General features: G+C 41.7%; 15 protein-coding genes, 1 pseudogene and 1 riboswitch. Of the genes and pseudogenes, 8 read left to right on the forward strand and 8 right to left on the reverse strand.

Features of this window, described 5'->3' with window-relative positions; all coding sequences use genetic code 11:
- Positions 1–60 precede the first annotated feature (60 nt).
- Positions 61–205, reverse strand: a riboswitch (FMN riboswitch).
- 249 nt (positions 206–454) lie between these two features.
- The 4 genes from PG915_RS03955 (at position 455) to PG915_RS03970 (ending at position 4,085) form a co-directional block, all read left to right on the forward strand.
- Positions 455–964, forward strand: a complete 510-nt coding sequence (locus PG915_RS03955) for a GNAT family N-acetyltransferase (protein ID WP_353497954.1) — start codon at positions 455–457, stop codon at positions 962–964.
- Between the two features lie 66 nt (positions 965–1,030).
- On the forward strand, positions 1,031–2,095 hold the full coding sequence (locus PG915_RS03960; protein WP_353497955.1) for a threonine aldolase family protein: 1,065 nt from the start codon (positions 1,031–1,033) through the stop codon (positions 2,093–2,095).
- 410 nt (positions 2,096–2,505) lie between these two features.
- Positions 2,506–2,829, forward strand: coding sequence for a helix-turn-helix domain-containing protein (locus PG915_RS03965; RefSeq protein ID WP_353497956.1), 324 nt, complete (start codon positions 2,506–2,508; stop codon positions 2,827–2,829).
- Positions 2,829–4,085, forward strand: a complete 1,257-nt coding sequence (locus tag PG915_RS03970) for a type II toxin-antitoxin system HipA family toxin (RefSeq protein WP_367357778.1) — start codon at positions 2,829–2,831, stop codon at positions 4,083–4,085. Before PG915_RS03965 ends, PG915_RS03970 begins: the two co-directional genes overlap by 1 nt.
- 368 nt (positions 4,086–4,453) lie before the next feature.
- Here PG915_RS03970 and PG915_RS03975 read toward each other — a convergent pair whose 3' ends face one another.
- The 3 genes from PG915_RS03975 to PG915_RS03985 form a co-directional block, all read right to left on the reverse strand.
- The gene (locus PG915_RS03975) at positions 4,454–5,755 is read right to left on the reverse strand and encodes a type II toxin-antitoxin system HipA family toxin (RefSeq protein WP_353497958.1); all 1,302 of its coding nucleotides are present in this window, start codon (positions 5,753–5,755) and stop codon (positions 4,454–4,456) included.
- Positions 5,755–6,003, reverse strand: a complete 249-nt coding sequence (gene hipB / locus PG915_RS03980; protein WP_017034177.1) for a type II toxin-antitoxin system antitoxin HipB — start codon at positions 6,001–6,003, stop codon at positions 5,755–5,757. The genes PG915_RS03975 and hipB overlap by 1 nt, the downstream gene beginning before the upstream one ends.
- A gap of 251 nt (positions 6,004–6,254) precedes the next feature.
- A complete protein-coding gene (locus PG915_RS03985) occupies positions 6,255–7,193 on the reverse strand; it encodes a competence protein CoiA family protein (protein ID WP_353497959.1) in 939 nt (312 codons plus the stop codon).
- A gap of 150 nt (positions 7,194–7,343) precedes the next feature.
- On the opposite strand from PG915_RS03985, the gene PG915_RS03990 reads away from it, so the two are divergent.
- The 4 genes and pseudogenes from PG915_RS03990 to PG915_RS04005 all read left to right on the forward strand — a co-directional run.
- Positions 7,344–9,680 (forward strand): TOTE conflict system archaeo-eukaryotic primase domain-containing protein, encoded by a 2,337-nt coding sequence (locus PG915_RS03990; protein WP_353497960.1) that lies wholly within the window; start codon positions 7,344–7,346, stop codon positions 9,678–9,680.
- 42 nt (positions 9,681–9,722) lie between these two features.
- Entirely contained in the window at positions 9,723–9,914 is a 192-nt protein-coding gene (locus tag PG915_RS03995; RefSeq protein ID WP_065606511.1) for an MbcA/ParS/Xre antitoxin family protein, read from the forward strand.
- A gap of 1,704 nt (positions 9,915–11,618) precedes the next feature.
- A complete protein-coding gene (locus PG915_RS04000) occupies positions 11,619–12,209 on the forward strand; it encodes a recombinase family protein (protein WP_353497961.1) in 591 nt (196 codons plus the stop codon).
- 2,136 nt (positions 12,210–14,345) lie between these two features.
- A pseudogene (locus PG915_RS04005) lies at positions 14,346–14,432 on the forward strand (recombinase family protein); the annotation flags it as partial.
- Positions 14,433–14,762: 330 nt separating this feature from the next.
- On the opposite strand, the gene PG915_RS04010 reads toward PG915_RS04005, so the two are convergent.
- From PG915_RS04010 to PG915_RS04030, 5 genes are all read right to left on the reverse strand, one after another.
- Positions 14,763–15,842: a 5-methylcytosine restriction system specificity protein McrC gene (locus PG915_RS04010; protein WP_353497962.1), complete on the reverse strand. Its 1,080-nt coding sequence runs from the start codon at positions 15,840–15,842 to the stop codon at positions 14,763–14,765.
- Positions 15,842–17,236, reverse strand: a complete 1,395-nt coding sequence (locus tag PG915_RS04015) for an McrB family protein (RefSeq protein WP_353497963.1) — start codon at positions 17,234–17,236, stop codon at positions 15,842–15,844. Before PG915_RS04015 ends, PG915_RS04010 begins: the two co-directional genes overlap by 1 nt.
- A 156-nt stretch (positions 17,237–17,392) precedes the next feature.
- Positions 17,393–18,259 (reverse strand): hypothetical protein, encoded by an 867-nt coding sequence (locus PG915_RS04020; protein WP_353497964.1) that lies wholly within the window; start codon positions 18,257–18,259, stop codon positions 17,393–17,395.
- Positions 18,260–18,367: 108 nt separating this feature from the next.
- Complete coding sequence (locus tag PG915_RS04025) at positions 18,368–19,144, reverse strand: M48 family metallopeptidase (RefSeq protein ID WP_353497965.1); 777 nt, start codon at positions 19,142–19,144, stop codon at positions 18,368–18,370.
- Positions 19,144–22,422 (reverse strand): type I restriction endonuclease subunit R, encoded by a 3,279-nt coding sequence (locus PG915_RS04030; protein WP_353497966.1) that lies wholly within the window; start codon positions 22,420–22,422, stop codon positions 19,144–19,146. Before PG915_RS04030 ends, PG915_RS04025 begins: the two co-directional genes overlap by 1 nt.
- Between the last annotated feature and the right edge of the window lie 8 nt (positions 22,423–22,430).

Here is a 22,430-nt window from a genome sequence, read left to right on the forward strand (position 1 = left end):
TCGAGTTTAGACACATATAGTCTACCCACCCAATCAGCAACTGATAAGGTGACTCGATAGTCTTATCCTCTCCCATCCGGACTGTAACCGTCGGCTCTGGATTCACACCAGATCTGCTGACCCTGATACTCTGTATCAGGCGCTCGCGGGCTTATCATGATGATTTACCGCCGGTGGGGAATTTCGCCCCGCCCTGAGAATAGATGAATGTCATTTCGACCTCTAAATGGTAACGATAATTCAGTCAGTTGAAAACCATAATCTGGCTATGTGGTGTTTATGCCAGCAAAAAATCGATTGTGGCCGAATTCTTAGCTTTAATCTTCGCTAGCAAAAACTTTAGGTTTGCGTCACAGAGCAGAAGGATAAAACAGATTCGCATAACGGATTGTGAGCTACTATTCTCAAACACTCCTATAAAGACGCAGTTCGTCCAATCAAACAAGAGAATACAATGGCGCTCCATCTAGAAACTGAACGACTTATCTTAAGAGACTTCGAACTTGGTGATATTGAATCGTGGCTACAAATTACCTCGCACCCCAAGTATCAAACCTTCTATCCAAAAGAAGAATGCTCCCCAGAGTTCAATGCGCACTTATTGGAAATGTTTGTTGAGCAAGCGCATCAAGTCCCCCGCACTAAGTTTCAATTGGTGATTGAAGGCAAAGAGAGCCACCAAGTCATTGGTACTGTCGCGTTTCGTTTAGAGCCTAACGACCAAGCCTCGATTGGATTTGGTCTGGCGGTAGATAGACAAGGACGAGGGCTCGCAGTGGAAGCGATGTCGACGCTTATCGCTTATGGCTGTGAGCAGATGGGGGCACGCTGTATTTTTGCTGAGACTCGCGTCGGCAATAAAGCGGCGATTGCGGTCTGTCAGCGACTTGGTCTCCACAAAGTGAACAGTGAATCTAATGATCTCACGCAGATGAGTGTAATTCGTTTAGAGCGCTGTTATTGATCAGCTGTTAATGAATGATAGACCAGTGTTACCCTAATCGAACTCAATGCTAGATAGGGATAGACGATGCAACAACAATGTCAGATTTCGTTGCCAGGAAATAAAGAATACTCTCCAGCCAAGACGTTTGCTCAAATGTCTGCATGGTGTGAACAGCACCAAATCACGCATGACCGTTATGGGGAAGGGGAGTTAATACAAAGCTTCGAACAGAAGCTGGCAAAGCTACTTGGCTTTGACGCTGGGTTGTTTGTTATCACTGGTACCATGACCCAGCCGACGGCGTTGCAGATTGCTTGTGAAATGAAGCGCAACAATAAGGTTGCGATGCATCCTTCGAGTCATATCCAGCTGCACGAAAATCAAGGCTATCAGTTGCAGCAGCGTTTTAACCTACTTCCGGTTGGTAAGCCGTTTAAACCTTGGGTACTGGAGGATTTAGTTAAGATTCCAGACACGCTAGCAGCCGTACTTTACGAACTTCCTATGCGTGAAATCGGCGGACAGCTGCCAAGCTTTGAAGAGCTATCACGCATTAAAGCTCACTGCCGTCAAAACGATATCCACCTTCATATGGATGGTGCACGACTGTGGGAAACCGCTGCATACTATCAAAAGGATTACGCAGAGATATGCGAGGGCTTTGATTCGGCCTATGTTTCTATGTACAAAGGCATTGGCGGCTTAGGCGGTGCGATGTTACTCGGTGATCAAGCGTTTATCGACCAAGCGGCAGTATGGATGCACCGTCAGGGTGGCAGTGTCTATCACCGTACTCCTTATATCGTTGCAGCAGCTATGCAGTTCGAACAAAGGCTAGCCTTAATGCCCGCGTTATTCGAACGCACGGAGCAAGTCTACAAAATACTGTCAGAATTTCCATTGCTGAAGCTAAACCCAGTCAAGCCACAAGCGAACATGCTGCATATTCATCTACCTATTAGCCAAGACAAAGCAATAGCGCTTCGAGACAAGCTTGCCACAGAGCACAGCCTATGGATTGGCAACCCACAACAAGGCATGTTAGCAGAGCAAAGCTACATTGAGTGGTATGTGGGAGATAGACTACTAGACATGGCAGATGACGATCTAAGAGGTTATCTCCAGTTGATTGAGCAAGGGTGTGTTTAGCTTTTAGTCGGTGATAGACCTTTTGGCCTATCGGTGACCAAAAGGTCTTGATGCTTAAACGATTTGCTTGCTGCTAAGATACAAAAAGGGCGCTAACTGTTAAGTTAGCGCCCTTTTCAAACGCTGGCGTAAGTTGAATCTGTATTTTATACCATTGTTATTGTTGAATTAATGTCGATTTGATTTTTTGTTGTGTACCTTCTGGTGTACCCATTGGTTTTTGTTACCTCGATTTTTCTCATTTTTAAGCGTTTTTCTGAGCATCCCTCACTTTCACGGTAAGATTGAACAAACAACTTTTAGGTTGTTAAAAGATGCCGTGACAACTTAAAAGTTGTTATCGAACTCATATACAACTAATATGTTGTTAATGGCATTTGGTACAACTCTTTGGTTGTCTAGTGGGAAGAATGAAAAGCTTAGAAGAAATCTCAACCGTGCTCACTGAGCAGCGCAGAAAACTCGGTATTGAGCAAAAAGACATGTACATGCGAATCGGCATGAAGCAGCAACAGTATCAGCGCATAGAAGCGGGTAGTGACGTAAAGTTATCGACTTTACTTAGAGTGTTGGAAGGGCTTGATTTGGAACTTTCTATCTCGCCGAAGCAAAGCAAAGGGCATACCGCTCCAATAGAGGATGCTTTTAAAAGTCAGAGTCAAGAACCTAAAGGTGAGTCGTTGCACGACGATGAGGATGATCTAGGGTTTTGGTTTGGTTCTGAGGATAAATGATGAGTAAGCAGATAGAGAAGGTGGAAGGTCTAAAGATTCAGCTCCATGGTATCGATGTTGCTGTAATAGCCCATTATGCTGGTGGCAAAAATATACTGACTTTCAACCCAGACTTTGTCGCAATGCCTGATAATCTCCGACCAGTTTTTACTCTGAGGCAGATGCTTGACCCTACTTATTTGAACAAGCCGCAGATTAGAACCGATAAGATCCCTCCAGTCCTTTCCAATCTATTACCTGAGGGAGTATTAAGAGAACTGACGGCGAAAGCGCTTCGTTGCCACATCAACAATGAGTTTTCAATTCTTGCCTATCTTGGCTCCAACTTGCCGGGGGCAGTCATTGCCAAGCCGATTAAAGCGGGCGATGTGCCCGTTTGGGCATTGGAGCAGCGTTTGTCGACAGAGCCCCAGCAAATAGATGTGAAACATGCTAACACCAAGTTCTCTCTAGCTGGCGTACAGATGAAGTTCTCGTCATCTCATGTGGATGGTCGTTACCATATTGATCAGGAAATATCTGAAGACATGTGGATTATCAAGACGCCGTCAACCATCCACAAAGGTGTGCCTGTTAACGAATATAGCTGCATGAAATTGGCTGAGGCGGCGGGGGCTGATATTCCTGAAGTACGATTAATTGAGCTTAGTGAGCTAGAGGGCTTGCCGAGTATTAGGTTGCCAGATGAGCAGTATGCCTACGGTATTAAAAGATTTGATCGCAGCAGTGCAGGTCGTATTCATACCGAAGACTTTGCACAGGTTTTTGGCCTCTATCCGGCAGACAAGTACCAACGAGTCAATTATGAACAACTTGGCAATGTGCTCTATCGAACCAGTGCTGAGCGGTTGAAGGACATTCAGCAAATGGCAAGAAGGTTGCTAATAAACATCTTGCTTGGTAATGGAGACGCTCATTTAAAAAACTGGACGCTCATTTATGGCGATAGGCAATCTCCACGCTTGTCCCCGCTTTATGATGTGGTGTTTACCACACCCTATATCGAACACGATAGCCTTGCTCTCAACATGGCGGGCACCAAACAGTGGTTCGATATCACCATGGAGAGCTTCAAATTATGGTCAGAGAAAACAGGTGCGCCTTGGGTTGCCATCAAACCGCACATTCTGGATGTCATGGAAGTGGCGAGGACTCAATGGTTGTATCTGTTACAAGGCTTACCAATGTTGGATGAACACAAGGTTGCTCTCATTCAGCATTGGAAGCAGTTGAGTGCGGATTTTCAGGTCCTATAAAGGGAAAAGAGCCAACTTTTCTTCTCAAATTTGGTTGGTGTCATCTGAGATGCATGATTGACAACTATTGTTACTGAGCCGCTGGATACAAAAAGGGCGCTAACTGTTGAGTTAGCGCCCTTTCCAAACGTTTGGTGGAGCTGGCGGGAGTTGAATGGCTGTGCCAAACACCAATGCATAAGGTTTTAGAGTTAACGTTCTAATTTAATGTTACTTCAGATGTTACATTAAAATCCTGCTTAAAAAGGAACTGAACCCCCGTCTTTATATGCAATATTGATATAAAAAATTACTCAAGCATGGCTAAATGTTCTATCTGTCAGTGAAGTATCACTATAGCTTATTGCATCAGATATACTTTCTGAATACTAAATCTTCGAAAGTATCTTTGTAGCATTTTCAAAAATTGAATCTGAGATATTCTCAGGGAAATCTTCAGGTAGCTTTGCTTTTACTTGTAAGATTGCTTCGGGGAACTCATCTTTTAGCTCATTCAATATCTCTTGCATCTTATCTTGGCTGAAGTTTACAGCTTTAGCTGTATCCAGAAAGTGGCGAGGTAAGATTTTGTTAATTTCATACTTTTTCCCTCTAGTCGCTTTGAGTCCCATTGCTAGCTTGAGTTTTCTTATATTCAGACCTCGACCACCCAGAAGCGGGTATGCTGATAAAATATCGTAGAATGGAGTTAAACGATAACTCCCTCCCTTCTCAATATAAATAGAATAGTTCTTAGCATGCCCATCGGTTGCCCCTATAATCCACTGAAAAACTTGTAACTTCATGAAGTTATACTGATCTTCCAGAGCATTACTTGAACCCATTAGTAGCTTCATGATTTCCGAAATACCAGGGCCACCTTGAGATTCGTACTTGATTGATGATGGCATACCAAATACTTGGCACATGTCTTCTTGAGGTAGACGGAGTAAGTTAGCTTTATCTTTAGTCCAGCGTCTATCGAATCGCTCTACAGCTAAAGCTTTCAGGTTATCAGTTTTGAGCATGTGGACATTGGGAACTGCAAACCCTAGTGCTTTAGCCAACTCGATGCAAAGGTACTCATTTTCAACACTGTCTTTAAGATCTAATGTTGCGTTTGCTTGTTGTATTTCGCCAATTGGTAGTTTGATGATATGAGTTGTTGGAGTATTACCTTTGGGGATACACCACTGTTCATCAACGAATAGGAGTGCTGTTTTTTCTTGAGCGCCAGCCACTGATATCCTGAAGTCTTCTTCTTCTTCAACCATTCCGAGGGGGATATCGGATTTGTAAGCTGAGAGTACAGCATCCAACTTTTTATCATCTAAGACTTGGTAATTGAGTGGTTCATTTTTGTAAGGTTGTTCAGGAGAAATTAATGCAATAGCTCCGACGCTATCTTTACCAACTTCTTTGAGAAGATCGAATGGCTGCTTAGATGAAGCTTTATAACGAGCTACGATCCTATCTCTCACCTTTGGGCTATCAGGTAAAAGGTTGTCGAAGTAGTTGATGACTGAGTCTGAAGCTATAGGTGGCAGTTGTAATTTTAGAGACAATGATAGTGGTCGGGACTTGTCACTGGTTACCCAGGTCTTATCATACTGAAAAGTATGAGCACCATTCTTCTGTTTGTTGAGAGTCCCTACGAGTTCTCCGTTCATGTATGCGTTTAGTTTTTGCATTACCAGTTCTCATCATCTTGGCTATCTTGTGAACTTACTTGTGCTTTTTCCTGGATGCTCAGTGTCAGTTCCATCGCCTGAATAAGTTTAAAGAAAGTCGAAAGTGTTGTCTTATCAGGACTATTTTCGAAGTTTGAGATAGTTGCTTGCTTTATGCCTACCCTTTTGGCTAACTCTGATTGAGTCCAGCCGTTCTTTTGCCTTATTAGGAGCATCATGTCAGCGAGTTGCTTTGGACTATATATCATTTCTTCCAACCCTCTATAGAATTAAGGTGCGACTTCATATCTCTCATTATCCTCTAGTGAGGATACAGTAAAGTATATCCCTTGGTGGGGGTATTGTCTACCGTATCCCCACAAGGGTATTTTATAGTTGATATCCCTTTGTGGGGGTATTGGATTGTATGGTGAGACATAGGGAGCATCGGGTTCTGTTCATTTTTTTAGTTTGTTCATAAAAAATGAACAGGGGCATGAAATGAACACTTGATGTGTCTTTATCTCGAAGAGACTTCGCTAGCATACAGGTGGTTATGACATTTTGGGCAGGTAGGTTGCCCTGGCAATGAAGCTTGCCATTGGCAGTTACACATGATGCATTCGAATGTTGCTGTTTTTTTGGGTATCGCTGGCGGAGGATCTATCGATTTGTTTCTTGGTGCAAGCCAAGGATCGTTGTGCTGATAGGAAACTCGACTTCCATGACTAGAGTAACTAGTTGTTGAGTGACGTTTGACTCGATGGCTATCGATAGCTGAGTTCAAACGTTGATATGCTGCTTTTTGCATTGATGCCTTGCGGGGATGAAATACCCAGCTCTTAGATGACAGGTCATTTTGTAGAAAGAGCTTTAGTCTATCTAGTTGCCTAGTTTCAGCTCTATCTTCTTTAAATAGGTAGTGTGTATCATCGAGTTTTACTTCTAGCACACCACTTTGTTGGTTATCAGAAACATGAAGATCCGCTGGGAGAGGGCGATTTGGGTGGGTAAAATATACGACAAAACAGAAGCCTTTAACCTTACCAACAATGTCGACAATGCAACTTGAAAACGGTGCTTCCTTACGTACGTCTTCTAGTTCAATCGTTGTTTGTTTTGCTACCAGAAATTCCTCTTTGAAGTTAGTCCCTTTAGCCTGACAAGATACAACGCACTTGTACTCTGGGAGAGTAATTCTCATTCCCGTTTCGATAACTTGCCTTGCCATCATCCTGACGGAAACAAAGAAGGAAAAATCACACTCCTTATCGGTGTTATCCACTTTACGGGTTGCATGAGCAAAGTGCCATTGTTTCTCATCTCCTTGTCGAGCTATGAGTGGAGTTTTACAGGATGGGCAAATGCAGCCACATTTCTTTCCGCGAGCAACATCAGAGACATCCACGAAGGAATGGTCTTTGATTCTCAAACCAAATGGAACGTGTTGCATGGTCATGTGGCGTTATGCTTTAAATTGTTGGGTTATTGGTATCATAATAAGCTAGAAAGCTTGGCAAATATGTTAGACAGTTAAAAAAATGCTTGTGGTTTCTTATGTTTTAATACGCACTGACTTGTGTAGTCGGACCGACCGCTGGGACTAAATATGGATGAGCTTCAAAGGATTGAACAACAGATCTTAGAGCTAAGGGTCGAGCTAAGCCATTTAGAGCAGCGCCGCCAGTCTTTATTAGCTCAAAACGCCAGCTCGACGGCAGGTGATCAACATGAGTATTCTCCAGGACAAAAAGTTGCTTTATTCAAGGCCTACTTTAGGGGAAATGACTATTGTTATGCGCATCGTTGGCAGAACAATAAAGGGAGAAGTGGTTATGCGGTGGCGTGCCATAATGAATGGCAGCAAGGACTCTGCAATAAACCTAAGACTAAATGTTTAGAATGTCCCAACCAAGCGTTCAAGTCTTTAGATGAAGATGCGATCTATAATCACTTAACAGGGAAAGAAGTCATTGGCTTATACCCAATGCTATCGAACAACACATGTTGGTTGCTAGCCGTTGATTTCGACAAAAGTGACTGGCAATTAGCATCAATAGCTTATGTCAATGCATGCCGACAGAATGGAATTGATTGCCTACTAGAGCGCTCAAGGTCTGGGAATGGCGCACACGTGTGGATTTTCTTCGATAAAGCCATAGAAGCCAAACTAGCTCGTCAGTTAGGTTTTTTCCTCTTAGATGAAGCGATGAACATTCATGGTGTTTTATCTTTTGAGTCTTACGATAGGCTTTTTCCCAACCAAGATGTACTTCCAGTAGGAGGTATTGGCAATTTGATAGCTTTGCCATTGCAAAAGCAATCACGGTCGTGTGGTAATTCGACATTTGTTGACCAATCATTCGTTGCTTGTGCCGATCAATGGGCTGCTCTGGTTTCAACAAAACGTGTAGCGCCTGTAAAAGTCGAAGCACTTTTAAGTAATCGAACACATCACGAGCAGACATCGGCAGATAACTGTCAGCAACCCCCTTGGGAGCGCTCTCTACCCACTAGGAACGCTATAGAAGGTTGCCCTGAAGTGTTGCAAGCGGTTATTGCTAATCGACTCTATATCCCGTTGTCTAGTCTCCCTAACCCTTTAATCGCCCAGTTAAAGAAAGTCGCATCTTTCTCAAATCCAAAGTTCTTCAAGGCTCAGGGATTGCGCTTATCGACAAATGGAATTGCTCGGTTCATTTGTCTAGCGGAGATAGACAGCGGCTATTTGAGTTTGCCAAGAGGGTGCTTGGATGATTTGGAGGATATCTGTTCCTCTAATGGAATTTCGTTACAGGTAGAAGACAAGAGGATTGAAGGGCGGCTATTAGGCACTATTAAATTTGTTGGCTCCCTGCGTTCAGCGCAACGTAAAGCTGTTGATAAACTTCTTCAATATGACAATGGCGTACTTCATGCGCCTACAGCATTTGGCAAAACGATTACCGCCATTGGCCTCATATGCCAAAGAAAAGTTAATACGTTAGTGTTAGTTCACAACAAACAGCTCGTAGAACAATGGCAAGAGAGACTCAAGGTTTTTGCTCTGGGGGTTGATGTTGGAGTGTGGACTGGAAGCAAGAAAAAGCCAACAGGGCAGATCGATATTGCGACGTATCAAAGTTTGTTCAACAGGAGTGATAATAGTGTCAATGAACTGATTCAGGACTATGGGCAAGTCATAGTCGATGAATGCCATCATCTGTCAGCACCTCAATTTGAACGAGTTCTATCTGAGTCGCATGCCAAATTTGTTGTTGGGATAAGTGCTACTTTAGAAAGGCGAGATGGACATCACCCTATTATCTTCATGCAAGCGGGTAGGGTCAGGCATAGCATCAAGTCTGACCAAAGATCTCGATTTGTTCAGCGATTGGAAAAGAAAGCTTTGTTATTTGATGTGCCGCTAAGTTTGATTTCGGATGAACCCAAACCTCATATTTCTGATGTGTACCGTTGGTTGATGCTGCACTCTGAACGTAACAAGGTCATTATTGAGGACATTAAATATGAAGTTGGTAAAGGAAGAGTCCCTATCGTATTAACAGAGCGAAGAGAGCATGCCAATATAATATCTAAGCTACTTGATGATACGGGACTTAAACATCAAGTGCTTGTCGGTGCAATGAAAAAAAAGCAGCAAGCAGACGTCATGGAGAAACTAGCAACCACCGAAGTACTTGTTGCTACTGGGAGGTTTATCGGGGAGGGTTTCGACTTACCCAGGCTAGATACTCTAATTTTAGCACTACCAGTATCCTGGAAAGGTTCACTTATTCAGTATGTTGGTCGAATACAGCGTGAGTTTGAAGGGAAAGATGAAGTTAAAGTTATCGACTACGTCGACTCGAAAATCCCTATGCTGTCTAGGATGTTTAAGAAAAGAGATAAAGGTTATAGAGCGTTGGGTTTTGTGGAGGTTACAGACGAGGGTTTGCTTATATAGCAAGCCAAACCTAATCGGTTTGAATAGTTCGAGGTATAGGATATGGATAGTGTAACTGAAGTGAGAAAAGCCGCTTTAGAGATATTTGAAGAAGAAGGCTTAGCTGATGAATGGCTAAATTCCCCTAAATGGTTTTTTGATGGTTTGACAGCAGTAGAAATGCTACGAATGCCAGAAGGAAGAGATGCAGTCCTAGGCATTTTGGATCGAATTCGCTATGGTGATTTTTCATGAGATAGGGACAGCTATAAATACTATGATAATCAGGGCAGTTATATGGCTATTATATATTTTCATTATACTAGCTAAAAAATTTAAATTTTCATTAAGGATGCCCATGTAAGGGAGTCTATGTCGAATGATCATTCTTACGTGGAAAATATATTTTATGGATGAACAATAAATACTGGTGAGACTTTTTTAATTATGGATTGGTATACTCTATAAATCCAGTTCTGCTATCACCTGAGTACTATTAGTTTCTAGCAGAAAATTAAGTAATAGCATTATATATAATATGGAACATTTGAGATGAATTAATTTGCTCTATGGTAGAGCGGTTACCTGTTGATACTGCAAAGAGGTAGTGCGGTTATTATTGTGATATTTAGATGTCAAATGCTGCTTCAAGCACAGTAAGTGCCGTTTAGCGCACTAGAAGTGCGTCACAGCGCAGTGGTTTTTCATGTGTTTTTATGAACGTCTGTGTTTTTCAACAATGAATTCTTTTTTCGTCCTTATATTAAAGTTATAACCTTATAATAGCTATAACAGTTATAATGGTTGTAGCATAAATTAAATAATTAATAAATTGTTTTTTGTTAATATATTTTACTTTTTATTTTAAATGATGATTTTTAAAAATTAAAATCACATGAAACTACAATGGTGTGATGTAATAAATTATTAAATTTATACTGCACTCCACTAGAGCGAATTGATGATATTTAATTAAAATTAGTATTTTAATTATCGCTGCGGATCGGAGGTTTTTATCATTGTTTTCAATTAGTATTCTTAATTATTGTTAACAACGATAAAAGTACGATGATTATCGTTGTTGACGATAAATCTTAGGCTATTACTGTTATAAGCGATAAAGTCAGTAGTGTTTGTGCTTTGACCCAGAGCTGGGTCACCTTAATGCTGATCGAGTTTGCTGTTCAATGAAAGAGATATAAGACAGTGGTGTTTGTTGCTTTGACCCAGAGCTGGGTCATCTTAATGTTGATCATGTTTCCTATTCAGTGAAAGCGATATGAGGTAGTAGTGATTATCGCTCTGACCCAGAGCTGGGTCACCTTAATGCTGTTCGAGTTTGCTGTTCAATGAAAGCGGTATAAGACAGTGATGTTTGTGCTCTGACCCAGAGCTGGGTCACCTTAATGCTGTTCGAGTTTGCTGTTCAATGAAAGCGGTATAAGACAGTGATGTTTGTGCTCTGACCCAGAGCTGGGTCACCTTAATGTTGATCATGTTTCCTATTCAGTGAAAGCGATATGAGGTAGTAGTGATTATCGCTCTGACCCAGAGCTGGGTCACCTTAATGCTGATCGAGTTTGCTGTTCAATGAAAGCGGTATAAGACAGTAGTGTTTGTGCTTTGACCCAGAGCTGGCTCACCTTAATGCTGATCGAGTTTGCTGTTCAATGAAAGCGATATAAGACAGTGGTGTTTGTTTCTTTGACCCAGAGCTGGGTCACTTTAATACTGATCGTGTTTGCTGCTCAGTGAAAGCGATATGAGATAGTAGTGATTATTGCTCTGACCCAGAGTTGTGTCATTTATTGATAAATCACCAATGAGGTATCAACAAACATTCATTTGTTAATACCAATGAAGGATATGTCGAAAAAGGTATCACTAAGTGGCTATTGTGTATTTATGATACCTTTGTTATTGTTGATACTAGTTGTGATACCAATACCGAGGTCGATTATGAGTTCTGGACGTATATTTGCCTATTGTCGAGTTTCAACAAGTGAACAGACTACTGACAACCAACTTTTGGCGATTCGAAGCGCTGGATATGAAATCCAGCAGAATCGAGTAATTAGTGAAACTGTGTCGGGTTCTGTCCCTGCCATTGAAAGGGAGGCGTTCAAAACATTAGTTGAACATAAGTTAGAGGCTGGCGATAGCTTGGTTGTTTTAAAGCTGGATCGGCTTGGTAGAGACAATATTGATGTTCAACATACGATTAGTATGTTGATCGAAAAAGGCGTAACTCCCATTTCTTTAGATCTTCCCATAAAGGATCTAGGTTCTTCTGAAGGAAGACTCATGTTGCAAATGTTCTCGGCATTTGCGGAATTTGAGCGAAATAGAATTCGCGAGCGGACTATGGAAGGGCAAGCTCGTGCGAGAGCGGAAGGCAAAAGAGTGGGGCGACCTGAGGCTACAGCAACAACAGATAAAGTTCTGAGGTACAAAGCTCAAGGACTTAGCCAGTCTAAAGTAGCGGCAGCGACTGGTTTCTCATTGCCAACAGTAAAACGTCACTGGAACAAAGGAATAGAGGTATCTTAGTTTCAGGTGAGGTTTCTTGAATATGAATTTTACGAGTTCACTCGTGCCTTCTCTTCTTGTTGGGATTTTGAATGACATCCTAATTATTAATCCACTTAGTGATAGTTCTTTACATATGCCGATGGCAGTCTCAACACAACCCCAATTGACCTTTTATACAGAAGTAACCTCTATTTGTGTATCTATATAACTGATTTTATTGAGGTAAACATGGTTGTGCCGATGGGGGATAATGATGTTCATCCATGGACGTTTTCCCTGACCTCTGATGCTAATAGGTGATTTAGCGTCAAATTTTAAGGATTTGTGCTGGTATCAGCTCGACACAACCCCAATTGACCGATCATACACAATTCACCTCCATAAGTGTTTTTATCTGAATGATTTTATTGAGGTAAACATGGTTGTACCAATGGGCAAATAATGGTGTTCATCCATGGCTGTTTTCTCTGACCTCAGATGCTAATAGATGATTTAGCGTCAAATTTTAAGGGTTCGTGCTGGTATCAGCTCGTCACAATCCCAATTGACCGATCATACACAATTCACCTCCATTAGTGTTTTTATCTAACTGATTTTATTGAGGTAAACATGGTTGTACCGATGGGCAAATAATAGTGTTCATCCATGGACGTTTTCTCTGACCTCAGATGCTAATAGGTGATTTAGCGTCAAATTTAAAGGGTTCGTGCTGGTATCAGCTCGTCACAATCCCAATTGACCGATCATACACAACTCACCTCCATTATTGTTTTTATCTAACTGATTTTATTGAGGTAACCATGGTTGTACCGATGGGCAAATAATGGTGTTCATCCATGGCTGTTTTCTCTGACCTCAGATGCTAATAGGTGATTTAGCGTCAAATTTTAAGGGTTCGTGCTGGTATCAGCTCGTCACAATCCCAATTGACCGATCATACACAACTCACCTCCATTATTGTTTTTATCTAACTGATTTTATTGAGGTAATCATGGTTGTGCCGATGGGCAAATAATGGTGTTCATCCATGGCTGCTTTCTCTGACCTCAGATGCTAATAGGTGATTTAGTGCGTCAAATTTTAAGGGTTCGTGCTGGTATCAGCTCGTCACAACCCCAATTGACCGATCATACACAACTCACCTCCATTATTGTTTTTATCTAACTGATTTTTATGAGGCAATCATGGTTGTACCGATGGAAAATAATGATGTTCATCCATGGACGTTTTCCCTGACCTCTGATGCTAATAGGTGATTTAGTGTCAAATTTTAAGGATTTGTGCTGGTATCACTCGACACAACCCCAATTGACCGATCATACACAATTCACCTCCATAAGTGTTTTTATCTGACTGATTTTATTGAGGTAAACATGGTTGTACCAATGGGCAAATAATGGTGTTCATCCATGGCTGTTTTCTCTGACCTCAGATGCTAATAGGTGATTTAGCGTCAAATTTTAAGGGTTCGTGCTGGTATCACTCGACACAACCCCAATTGACCGATCATACACAATTCACCTCCATAAGTGTTTTTATCTAACTGATTTTATTGAGGTAAACATGGTTGTGCCGATGGGCAAATAATGGTGTTCATCCATGGACGTTTTCTCTGACCTCTGATGCTAATAGGTGACTTAGCGTCAAATTTTAAGGATTTGTGCTGGTATCAGCTCGACACAACCCCAATTGACCGATCATACACAATTCACCTCCATAAGTGTTTTTATCTGACTGATTTTATTGAGGTAAACATGGTTGTACCGATGGACAAATAATGGTGTTCATCCATGGCTGTTTTCTCTGACCTCAGATGCTAATAGGTGATTTAGCGTCAAATTTTAAGGGTTCGTGCTGGTATCAGCTCGACACAACCCCAATTGACCGATCATACACAATTCACCTCCATAAGTGTTTTATCTAACTGATTTTATTTAGGTAATCATGGTTGTGCCGATGGCAAATAATGGTGTTCATCCATGGACATTTTCCCTGACCTCTGATGCTAATAGGTGATTTTGCGTCAAATTTTAAGGATTTGTGCTAGTATCAGCTCGACACAACCCCAATTGACCGATCATACAGAAGTTACCCCATTCACATCTATATTGTATTGATTTTATTGATATAATCATTGTTGTGCCGAGAAGGAAGAATCTTGGTTCTTCTGAAGGTAGGTTTGGTAAGCAAATGTTTTCGGCATTTGCTGAGTTTGAGCGAAATAGGATTCGCGAACGAACTATCAAGTGATGTATGCTTTTAAAAGTGATTCGATTCTTGAGGAGTGACACATGATTGACTTTATCAACAATAACTTCGCACTTTTGACTGGTGTAGGCCTAGGTTTGTTCACAGGGATGGTTATAGCGTTGATATACGTAACGAAACATTATAGTTAAAACTCTTTGTTCCTAGCTCTCATTAAGTCGCACATGTCTGCTTGATGTTACTAGTAGCCCGAACTTGGTCTAATTCATCAATCAGGCTACTGATAGTTTTGTTGCTTCAGACTATACTCCTGAAATATGAACTTCACGAGTTTACTCGTGTCTAGTCGCCGTATTGGTAAAGTTAAAGTATCAGGTTTTCTAAGCGTTTTGTTATTTCACTCGGTTTGGCCATCAAATCAACAGTACAAAATCGTAGTTGATGCCCTTGTATTGTCACTACTTCATCATAATGGTCTCCCACTGATGGGTGTAAAAGCATTCCAGATGATGCCAGCGAAAGTAGATCCTGCTCTTTCTTCTGGCTCATGATGTACGTATAAAGTTGGTAAATGTACCCACTCTTAAACGTCGTATTATCGAAGCGTCCTTTTGTCACTATATTTGTGAATTTTGTATCGATGACAATTCGTTGCTTCAGTTGGTGATGATCCAGTTGAATGTCCAGCTCCATTGTTGGTAATAAAGAAGGTATGAGAGTTGATTCTTGTTCAACTTGCCATCTGAGCTGCTTGTTTGATGAAACCTTCCACCCCTGTTTTGGTAATGCTAGCTTGTAAAATCCAGCAACAGCTTTCTCGAATAGTTTCCTGACCCACTGTTCTTGTTTCTCTGGTTTGGGTAACAATTTAGACCCCATCGATTCACTGATTAGCATCATGCTGTGGATCAATTCAGCTAGCTGGATAATTTTTCGGTCTTCATTTTCATGCCGACCAAATCTTTCACTTGTGGGGCTGTATCCAACAATCTGTATGTCGCTAATACCTAGTTGTTTTAATTGCTGGCTAATTGCCTTTGAGCTAATGAGAAGGTTCTTATTTTTCGTTAGCTTTTGGAGTTTTTGTAAAGCATTTAGGGTATAGCGGTTGCGGGCAGTATCGGCTGACACTTCTTCAAAATGACAGAAAACTTTTCCCCGATAGAGTGACATTTTTCTTTCTGATTGAAGAGCATCTACTCTCCCTCTTACACGATTCAACTCATCTTTTCTGTTGATGAAAGACTTGGATAGCTCTCTTCTCATCCTAGACTCAAGGAGATCACAAAGCACTTTACCAACCAGTTCAAGCGCATCATGCTGCGATGCTTCTGAATCGGCTAGGTGCTCAGCTAGATAGCGACAATCAGACGCATACAGCATTAGCAGCCAGAGATTTTTAACTGGAATGATTCCAATTTTTTCCCGTTCCCAGTTACTCATTACAACCCTTCTAAAAGGGCTAATCGCGCGTTTTCAGCCGTTTCTATGGAATCAAACCAATATTCTTCGAGTAACGGGTAAATCTCTGTGTTAACAACATCAAAGAACCAAGATACAGGGTCAGAGATCTCACTACTAAACGATGGGGTGACATAGCTATGACCGACTTTAAATTGTTTTCCCAGTCTCTGATCGGTTTCAATGAGATTATTTAGGTGATCGATCCTTTGTTTAACGGTAAGCAAAAAAGGAATAGGGATCTGGTTAGCCGTTGAAACCCAATTCATCCATGTATCATCTAGGGTGGTTTCTAAAGTGAAAAATGCAAACCGACGTCTTAATGCCAAATCAACAAGGGCTAAAGAACGGTCGGCAATATTCATTGTTCCAATAACGTATAGGTTTTCTGGAATATAGACACGTTCGTTATTATTCTTCTTGTAGCTTAGGGCTAAGCCTTCACTTGGTGTTCTTTTATCTGCCTCCAAAAGTGTCAGCATCTCACCAAAAATTTGTGCTGGATTACCCCTGTTAATTTCTTCAATGACAACAACGTACTTTTGATTTGGATTCTCACGAGCCAGTTCAACAGCTTCTAGGAATGGTCCATCGCATAGTGTGAGTTTACCATCTCCAGATGGACGCCAACCTCTGACAAAATCTTCATACGATAGGTTTGGATGAAACTGAACGGCACAAAGATTCGATTCTTTTTTCTCGTTGATTAAGGCATATGCTAAACGCTTAGCTAACCAAGTTTTCCCTGTACCTGGTGAGCCTTGAAGAATGAGGTTTTTCTTATCCCTTAGTCTTTGAAGTAAGTGTGTCACGGTTTCTTCCGCTAGAAAGCAACCGTCATTGATGATGTTAGTGACATTGTAAGGTTCTAGATACTCGGCTGATTCATTGACAGAGCTAAGATCATCAACAATATCTTCGTATCCATACCATTCGTATTGGCCTCGTTTTAGGAAGCCAATAATTGACTCATCTCGTAAAATTTGCATTTGACGGTCTATAGTCATATCTGGTGTATTATTGTCGGGAAATAGACTGCTTAGCTCTTCCAAATACTCTGTATGAAATTGCTCTCTAGTGAATACTGCTGACTCATTTGATCGACAAAGTTGCTCAATACGTTCAAGTATTAAAGGCTTCCAACCATCTCGTTTATCTGGAGAGGTTGCTTCTTCACTGCTTTTCTTTGAAGGCTGCTGCCAAGCCTTTAGTGACAGCTCAGGATAAGAGTGAACAGGAAATTTTTCTTCTGAAAAGCGAATTTCCAAATTGTTCATCAGTGTTAGGTAATCTTTCGCACTACAACGAGCTTTAGCTCCCGTTTTACTTAAGTTGATCCCTAATGAACTCAGATAGTCTCGAGATTGCGTATCCAACGTAGGATATGTCCATGGCCTGATCCAAAATAGCCCCATAGTTAAGTTCCAACCTACACCCAGTTGGCTGGATACCTGATTATATAGAGTTGCAAAAGCATCTTGAGTATCTTCATTTTCAGAGTCTGCATACGTTAATGCAGATTCGAAAACGGACTATAGGTTATCGATATCTCGCTCACCTCGGTTTTTCTCATTAGCAAAGAACCATGACTTTTGGTTATTGAGGATAGGGATCGCTTCAAAGGATTCTAAAATAGGTTCATCTACGGACAAAAACTGGGCTAGGGCGCTAGCAAGAGCTTTGCGGTTTTGCTCAGTTACTCCACGGTTAAAAATACCCATTACGGTAAAGGGGCAAATATCATCGAGGTCTTTACCGATAATGTAAGAGAGCTGGTATTCGTTAGCTAGCTCAATGATAAAAGCAGTGAGCGCTCGACGATCATTTTTGTGCGAGAGCAGTTTATCTGCAAACGATTCATAAAAATTAGCCCACTTGAATCGAACATCATTTTTAGGTGAGTCTCCAAATCGTTCTTTCCAGTATGGAGCATTGGCAAATTTGCTGTAATCTTGTTGAGCACTCTTAAACGTAAAATCGAGAAGAGCTTTATTCATCCAGCTTGTATTATCGATACGCCAGACAGTTGTACGGTTGGTGTAAAAGTACCACTGCTTTGGCTCATCAAACTTTTCTAACCAGTCAACCTGAACTGTCTGTCCATCGTTTAAATTACTAGTGATCGTGCCGACGGCTTTAACCGCCATGACAGAAACCATATGTCCACGGTTATCAAATGGAAGTTCGTATTTACGTGTAAAAGCAGACTTAATGACGATTTTCTCGCCCTTTTGCATAGACCTAACTTGATCTAGGTATTTGTCACTATATCCATTCTTCCAAATACCTTGCTCAATAAAGTTATCGAGCTGGTCATCATCGCCGTAAGTTGCACCAACAAACCAAGCAGTATCAATTTGACCTTGTATTAGCTTTTCGTTGTTTTTATTGTCTATCACGAGATCCTATCCTTGTTTCGTTTTTAGTGCAGAGTAAAGGGTACATTGCTTTATACTATAACTCTGTACAATGTAATTTAGTTATATTTCAAATTCTTGTAAGCTATCTTACTCATTCAAATACAACTCAGCCATACCATCCAGTTTACTTTTTACTTCCTTCCAGTGTGGCATGACGCTCGTTAACAAGCGCCAGAAACGCTCACTGTGATTATGTTCTGCGATATGGCAAAGCTCATGCAGAATCACATAATCAATACACTCTTTGGGTGCTTTGATTAAGTGAGGGTTGAGCATCAAGTTACCTTTTGCTGAACAGCTACCCCATTGCTTCGCCATGGGAAGAACACGGAAGCTAGGTATTCCGTCAACCCAGGTCGCTTGTGGAAGCAGCTCCGCAAGACGTTCATGAAAAACACGTTCGGCACGAACTTTGTACCAGTTCCTTACCAAGGCTCGAACCATGGCCGTCTTGTCATCATTAAAACGAGTTAAGGTTACCAAGAGCTTACCTCGATTCATCTTTACCGAAGGTAAAGCCTCAATGTCTTCCACAACTTTAAGTACATATCTGCGCCCTAGGTAAAACTGCATTTCACCGCTGACATAGTGTTTAGGCTGAACATACTCTAAGTGCGCTCGAAACTCCTTGAGTGCGTCATAGATCCATTTGGCACGCTTCATTACCGCTTCATGAATATCTCCACGTTCGGTATCTTCTGGTGCGGTAATTGCCACTTCACAGTTAGGGTGAACTTTGATGGTTATCTTTCGCTTTTGGCCTTCTGTGACGGGCTTGCGAACGACTTCGTAGGTAACAGCCTCATCACCATAGATGAAGCTGTATTCCTCTTTATTGCCTTCATTTGAACTTACCGAAGTCATTAATGATGACCTGCCACACCCAGACGAGTGATTTGGATAATATCGGTAATAACCACCTTAGCTGTGTCCATACCGACAGCCTTAAAAAGCACAGGTAATAACTTACGACGAATATGGTTTTCAATCTCTTGTGGGTTAATTGAAAATTCAGCAACAGATGCCGTCACCACCTCATCGATTTGCATTGCATAATCGAAGCGTTCATCTTCACTTAGCGCATTGCTATCGGCTAGGTTTTTCAGGAATAACCCGTAGTAAGCTTGGACGTGACGTTTGATTTTTGGATCAAGTTCGGAGAAGCGGTCAATAGGCATACCTTCGACATTTCGCTCTTTAACTTGCTCTTCAAAATCAGCAAACAACAAGTATTGCTTCACTGGAGCATCAAACATCTCTTTAGCTTGTTCAATGGCTTGTTTTAGCAATTTAGAAAAGTATTCCTGAGCATATGGGTCATCAGCAAGATCCTGATCTATCATCTTAGTGACACGACCAGTGATAGCATCTTTTTTGTTACGAGCTTCATCGTCAGTCATCTCTTCAGGTTTGACATCTTTACCCATGTTACCAACTAAGTAGACGCCTTGAGACTCTTGGATCTCTACACCGCCAATGTGCTTATCCAGCATGGTGCGAATGTTTTCAGCGTACTCATCGTAGTCAACGGTTTCTTCCGCATCTTCACGGACTTGGCGACGCAACTCAGACATCGATTTCAACGTCTTTTTATACAGCTCACGCTTATCATCAAAACTCTTATCTTCAAAATATGTAGCTGATTGCAAAGCTACTTTCAGGCAGTTAGCAAACGTTGTGAGTGATGCATAAAAGTCCTCACGTTTTTTCAAATTGGTGTCGGTAAGCTGGCCATCAATCGTGTCAATCTTGGGTGCTAGTACTTGACGAAGCGCTTGTCCATCTTGCTTGTTCTGTACACCTTCAAACGTTGCCCATAGGTCACTATAGAATCCTGGTAGCTTCTTATATTCAGTGTCCATGCGGCTATAGAGACCTTTCAGGTCATCAATATCAAATCCGCCTTTGATGCGCTCTTCCAGCTCTTGATAGCTGGCAATCGACGCATCCAACTCTTTCAAGATGCCGCGATAATCAATCAAGTAACCAAATTGTTTTTTCTGATGGAGACGGTTTACACGAGCAATCGCCTGAATCAAGTTGTGTTGCTTCATCGGCTTATCGATGTAAAGCACGGTATTCTTGGGTTCATCAAAACCTGTAAGCAGTTTATCAACTACGATCATGATGTCAGGGCTATCATCTTTACCAAACTCATCAATGATGTGCTGGGTATAGGCTTTTTCATCTTGGCCAAATTCAGAATTAAGGACGTTTTCTTTCCACCAATTTTGCACTATGTCTTTGCTTTCACCATCGACTGTATCGTGGCCTTCACGAGTATCAGGCGCAGACATCGCAACAACAGAGGTTACTTTGCCTATTTGGTCGAGAAGCTTCTTATATTGGATAGCAGAAGCTTTTGAGTCACAGGCAAGTTGACCTTTCAAACCTTGGCGTTTGAAGTTTTGGAAGTGATCGGAAATATCATGGGCGATGAGTTCCAATCTACCTTCGGTTTGATAGATTTGACCTTTCTGAGCAAACTTTTTCTTTAAGTCAGTTCGCTGTTTTTCAGACAGCTTATCGGTGATACGGTCAAACCAAGCATCAATGGCTTTGTCATTGGTGCTGAGATCAGGAATGCGCTCTTCATACAATAAAGGCGTCACTGTTTTATCTTCTACCGCTTGTTGCATGGTGTACGAGTGGATGATCTTACCGAACTTGTTTTCAGTTTTATCATCTTGCAACAGTGGTGTACCCGTAAATCCGATGTAAGCAGCTTTCGGCAGGGCTTGTTGCATTCGAATGTTGTTCTCACCGTTTTGGCTACGGTGGCCTTCATCAACTAACACGATAATATCAGGGCTATTGTTGTAGCACTCTGGTAGCTCTATTGCCGTACCAAATTTGTTGATGATGGAGAAGATAATACGCTCGTTACCTTTACCGATTTGTTCAGCTAAGCGGCGACCCGTGGTCGCCATTGCCGATTTCTTATCTTTATCCGATAACGCACCGCCTGAAGCAAAGGTACGGGCAAGTTGGTCTTCAAGATCTACACGGTCAGTCACCACAACGACACGGCACTTGGCTAGCTCTTTAAGCCAAATAAGGGCTTTAGATAAGAAGACCATAGTGAACGACTTACCTGAGCCTGTTGTATGCCAGATCACGCCACCGTTACGTGCGCCCTGCTCATCAAAAGAGGTGACACGTTCTATTAATGCTTTAATGCCGAAGACTTGCTGATAACGAGCGACAATTTTACCAGCCTTTTTATCAAACAAAGTAAAAAGCTGAGTCATCTCCAATAGGCGGTCATGACGTAAGAGTGAGACTAATAAGCGGTCTTGGTCGGTCACCATTAAATCGCCACCCGCGATGAGTGACAGGTACTCATCACGCACTTTGGCTGAGCGGTGGTTGAAGATAAGGTCGAGTTTATCTTGTGCTAATGGAGTGTTCTTCAAACGTGCAAACGTCGGTTCGGTGATCTCTTCTTCTTTCCATTTCGCCCAGAACTTTTCAGGCGTTCCACAGGTAGCGTATAAACCTTCGTGACCATTTACTGAAAGTAAAAGTTGGCTATAGGCGAACAGGTGAGGGATCTCATCGACTTTTTGGTTACGGATGTTCTGCGAGATACCTTCAGATACGGTTGGCTTCCCTTCAGAAGAGGAGTCAGGGCGTTTCGCTTCTATCACAACCCAAGGTAATCCATTGACGAAACACACCACATCAGGAATACGCTTGCCTGTCCCATAAGCATTTTCTACTTCAAGCTCTTCAGTGAAGTGGTATTGATTGTTTTTTGGTGTTTCCCAATCAATGATGTCGATGGTTGGGTTGGTTTTCTTTCCATCAACAAACTCAGTCACACTAATGCCGTAGGTAAGTGCGTTATACAGCTTCTCGTTAGCCGCTTTTAAGCCTTCATTCATGGCTGGGTTAGCCAGTTCGTGAATAATTTTATCGATAGCGGCTTCTGAAAGTTTGTGCTCTGTTCCCATGAAGGAGTAAGTTTTGTGTTTGAGCACATCACGTAACACATCAGGAAGAATAACCACTGATTGGCTTCCACGTTTAGCCAAACATTCATTAGGTGGGATAAAGGTGTAGCCTAGATTACTCAGTAGCGTCAGTGCAGGGATCTTAGCACTCTGCTCTTCTCGGAAATTAGGTAAGTGTGTATTCATAGAGAGTC

Origin of the sequence: Vibrio sp. CB1-14 (genome assembly GCF_040412085.2) — a bacterium.
GTDB classification, from domain to species: Bacteria; Pseudomonadota; Gammaproteobacteria; order Enterobacterales; family Vibrionaceae; genus Vibrio; species Vibrio chaetopteri.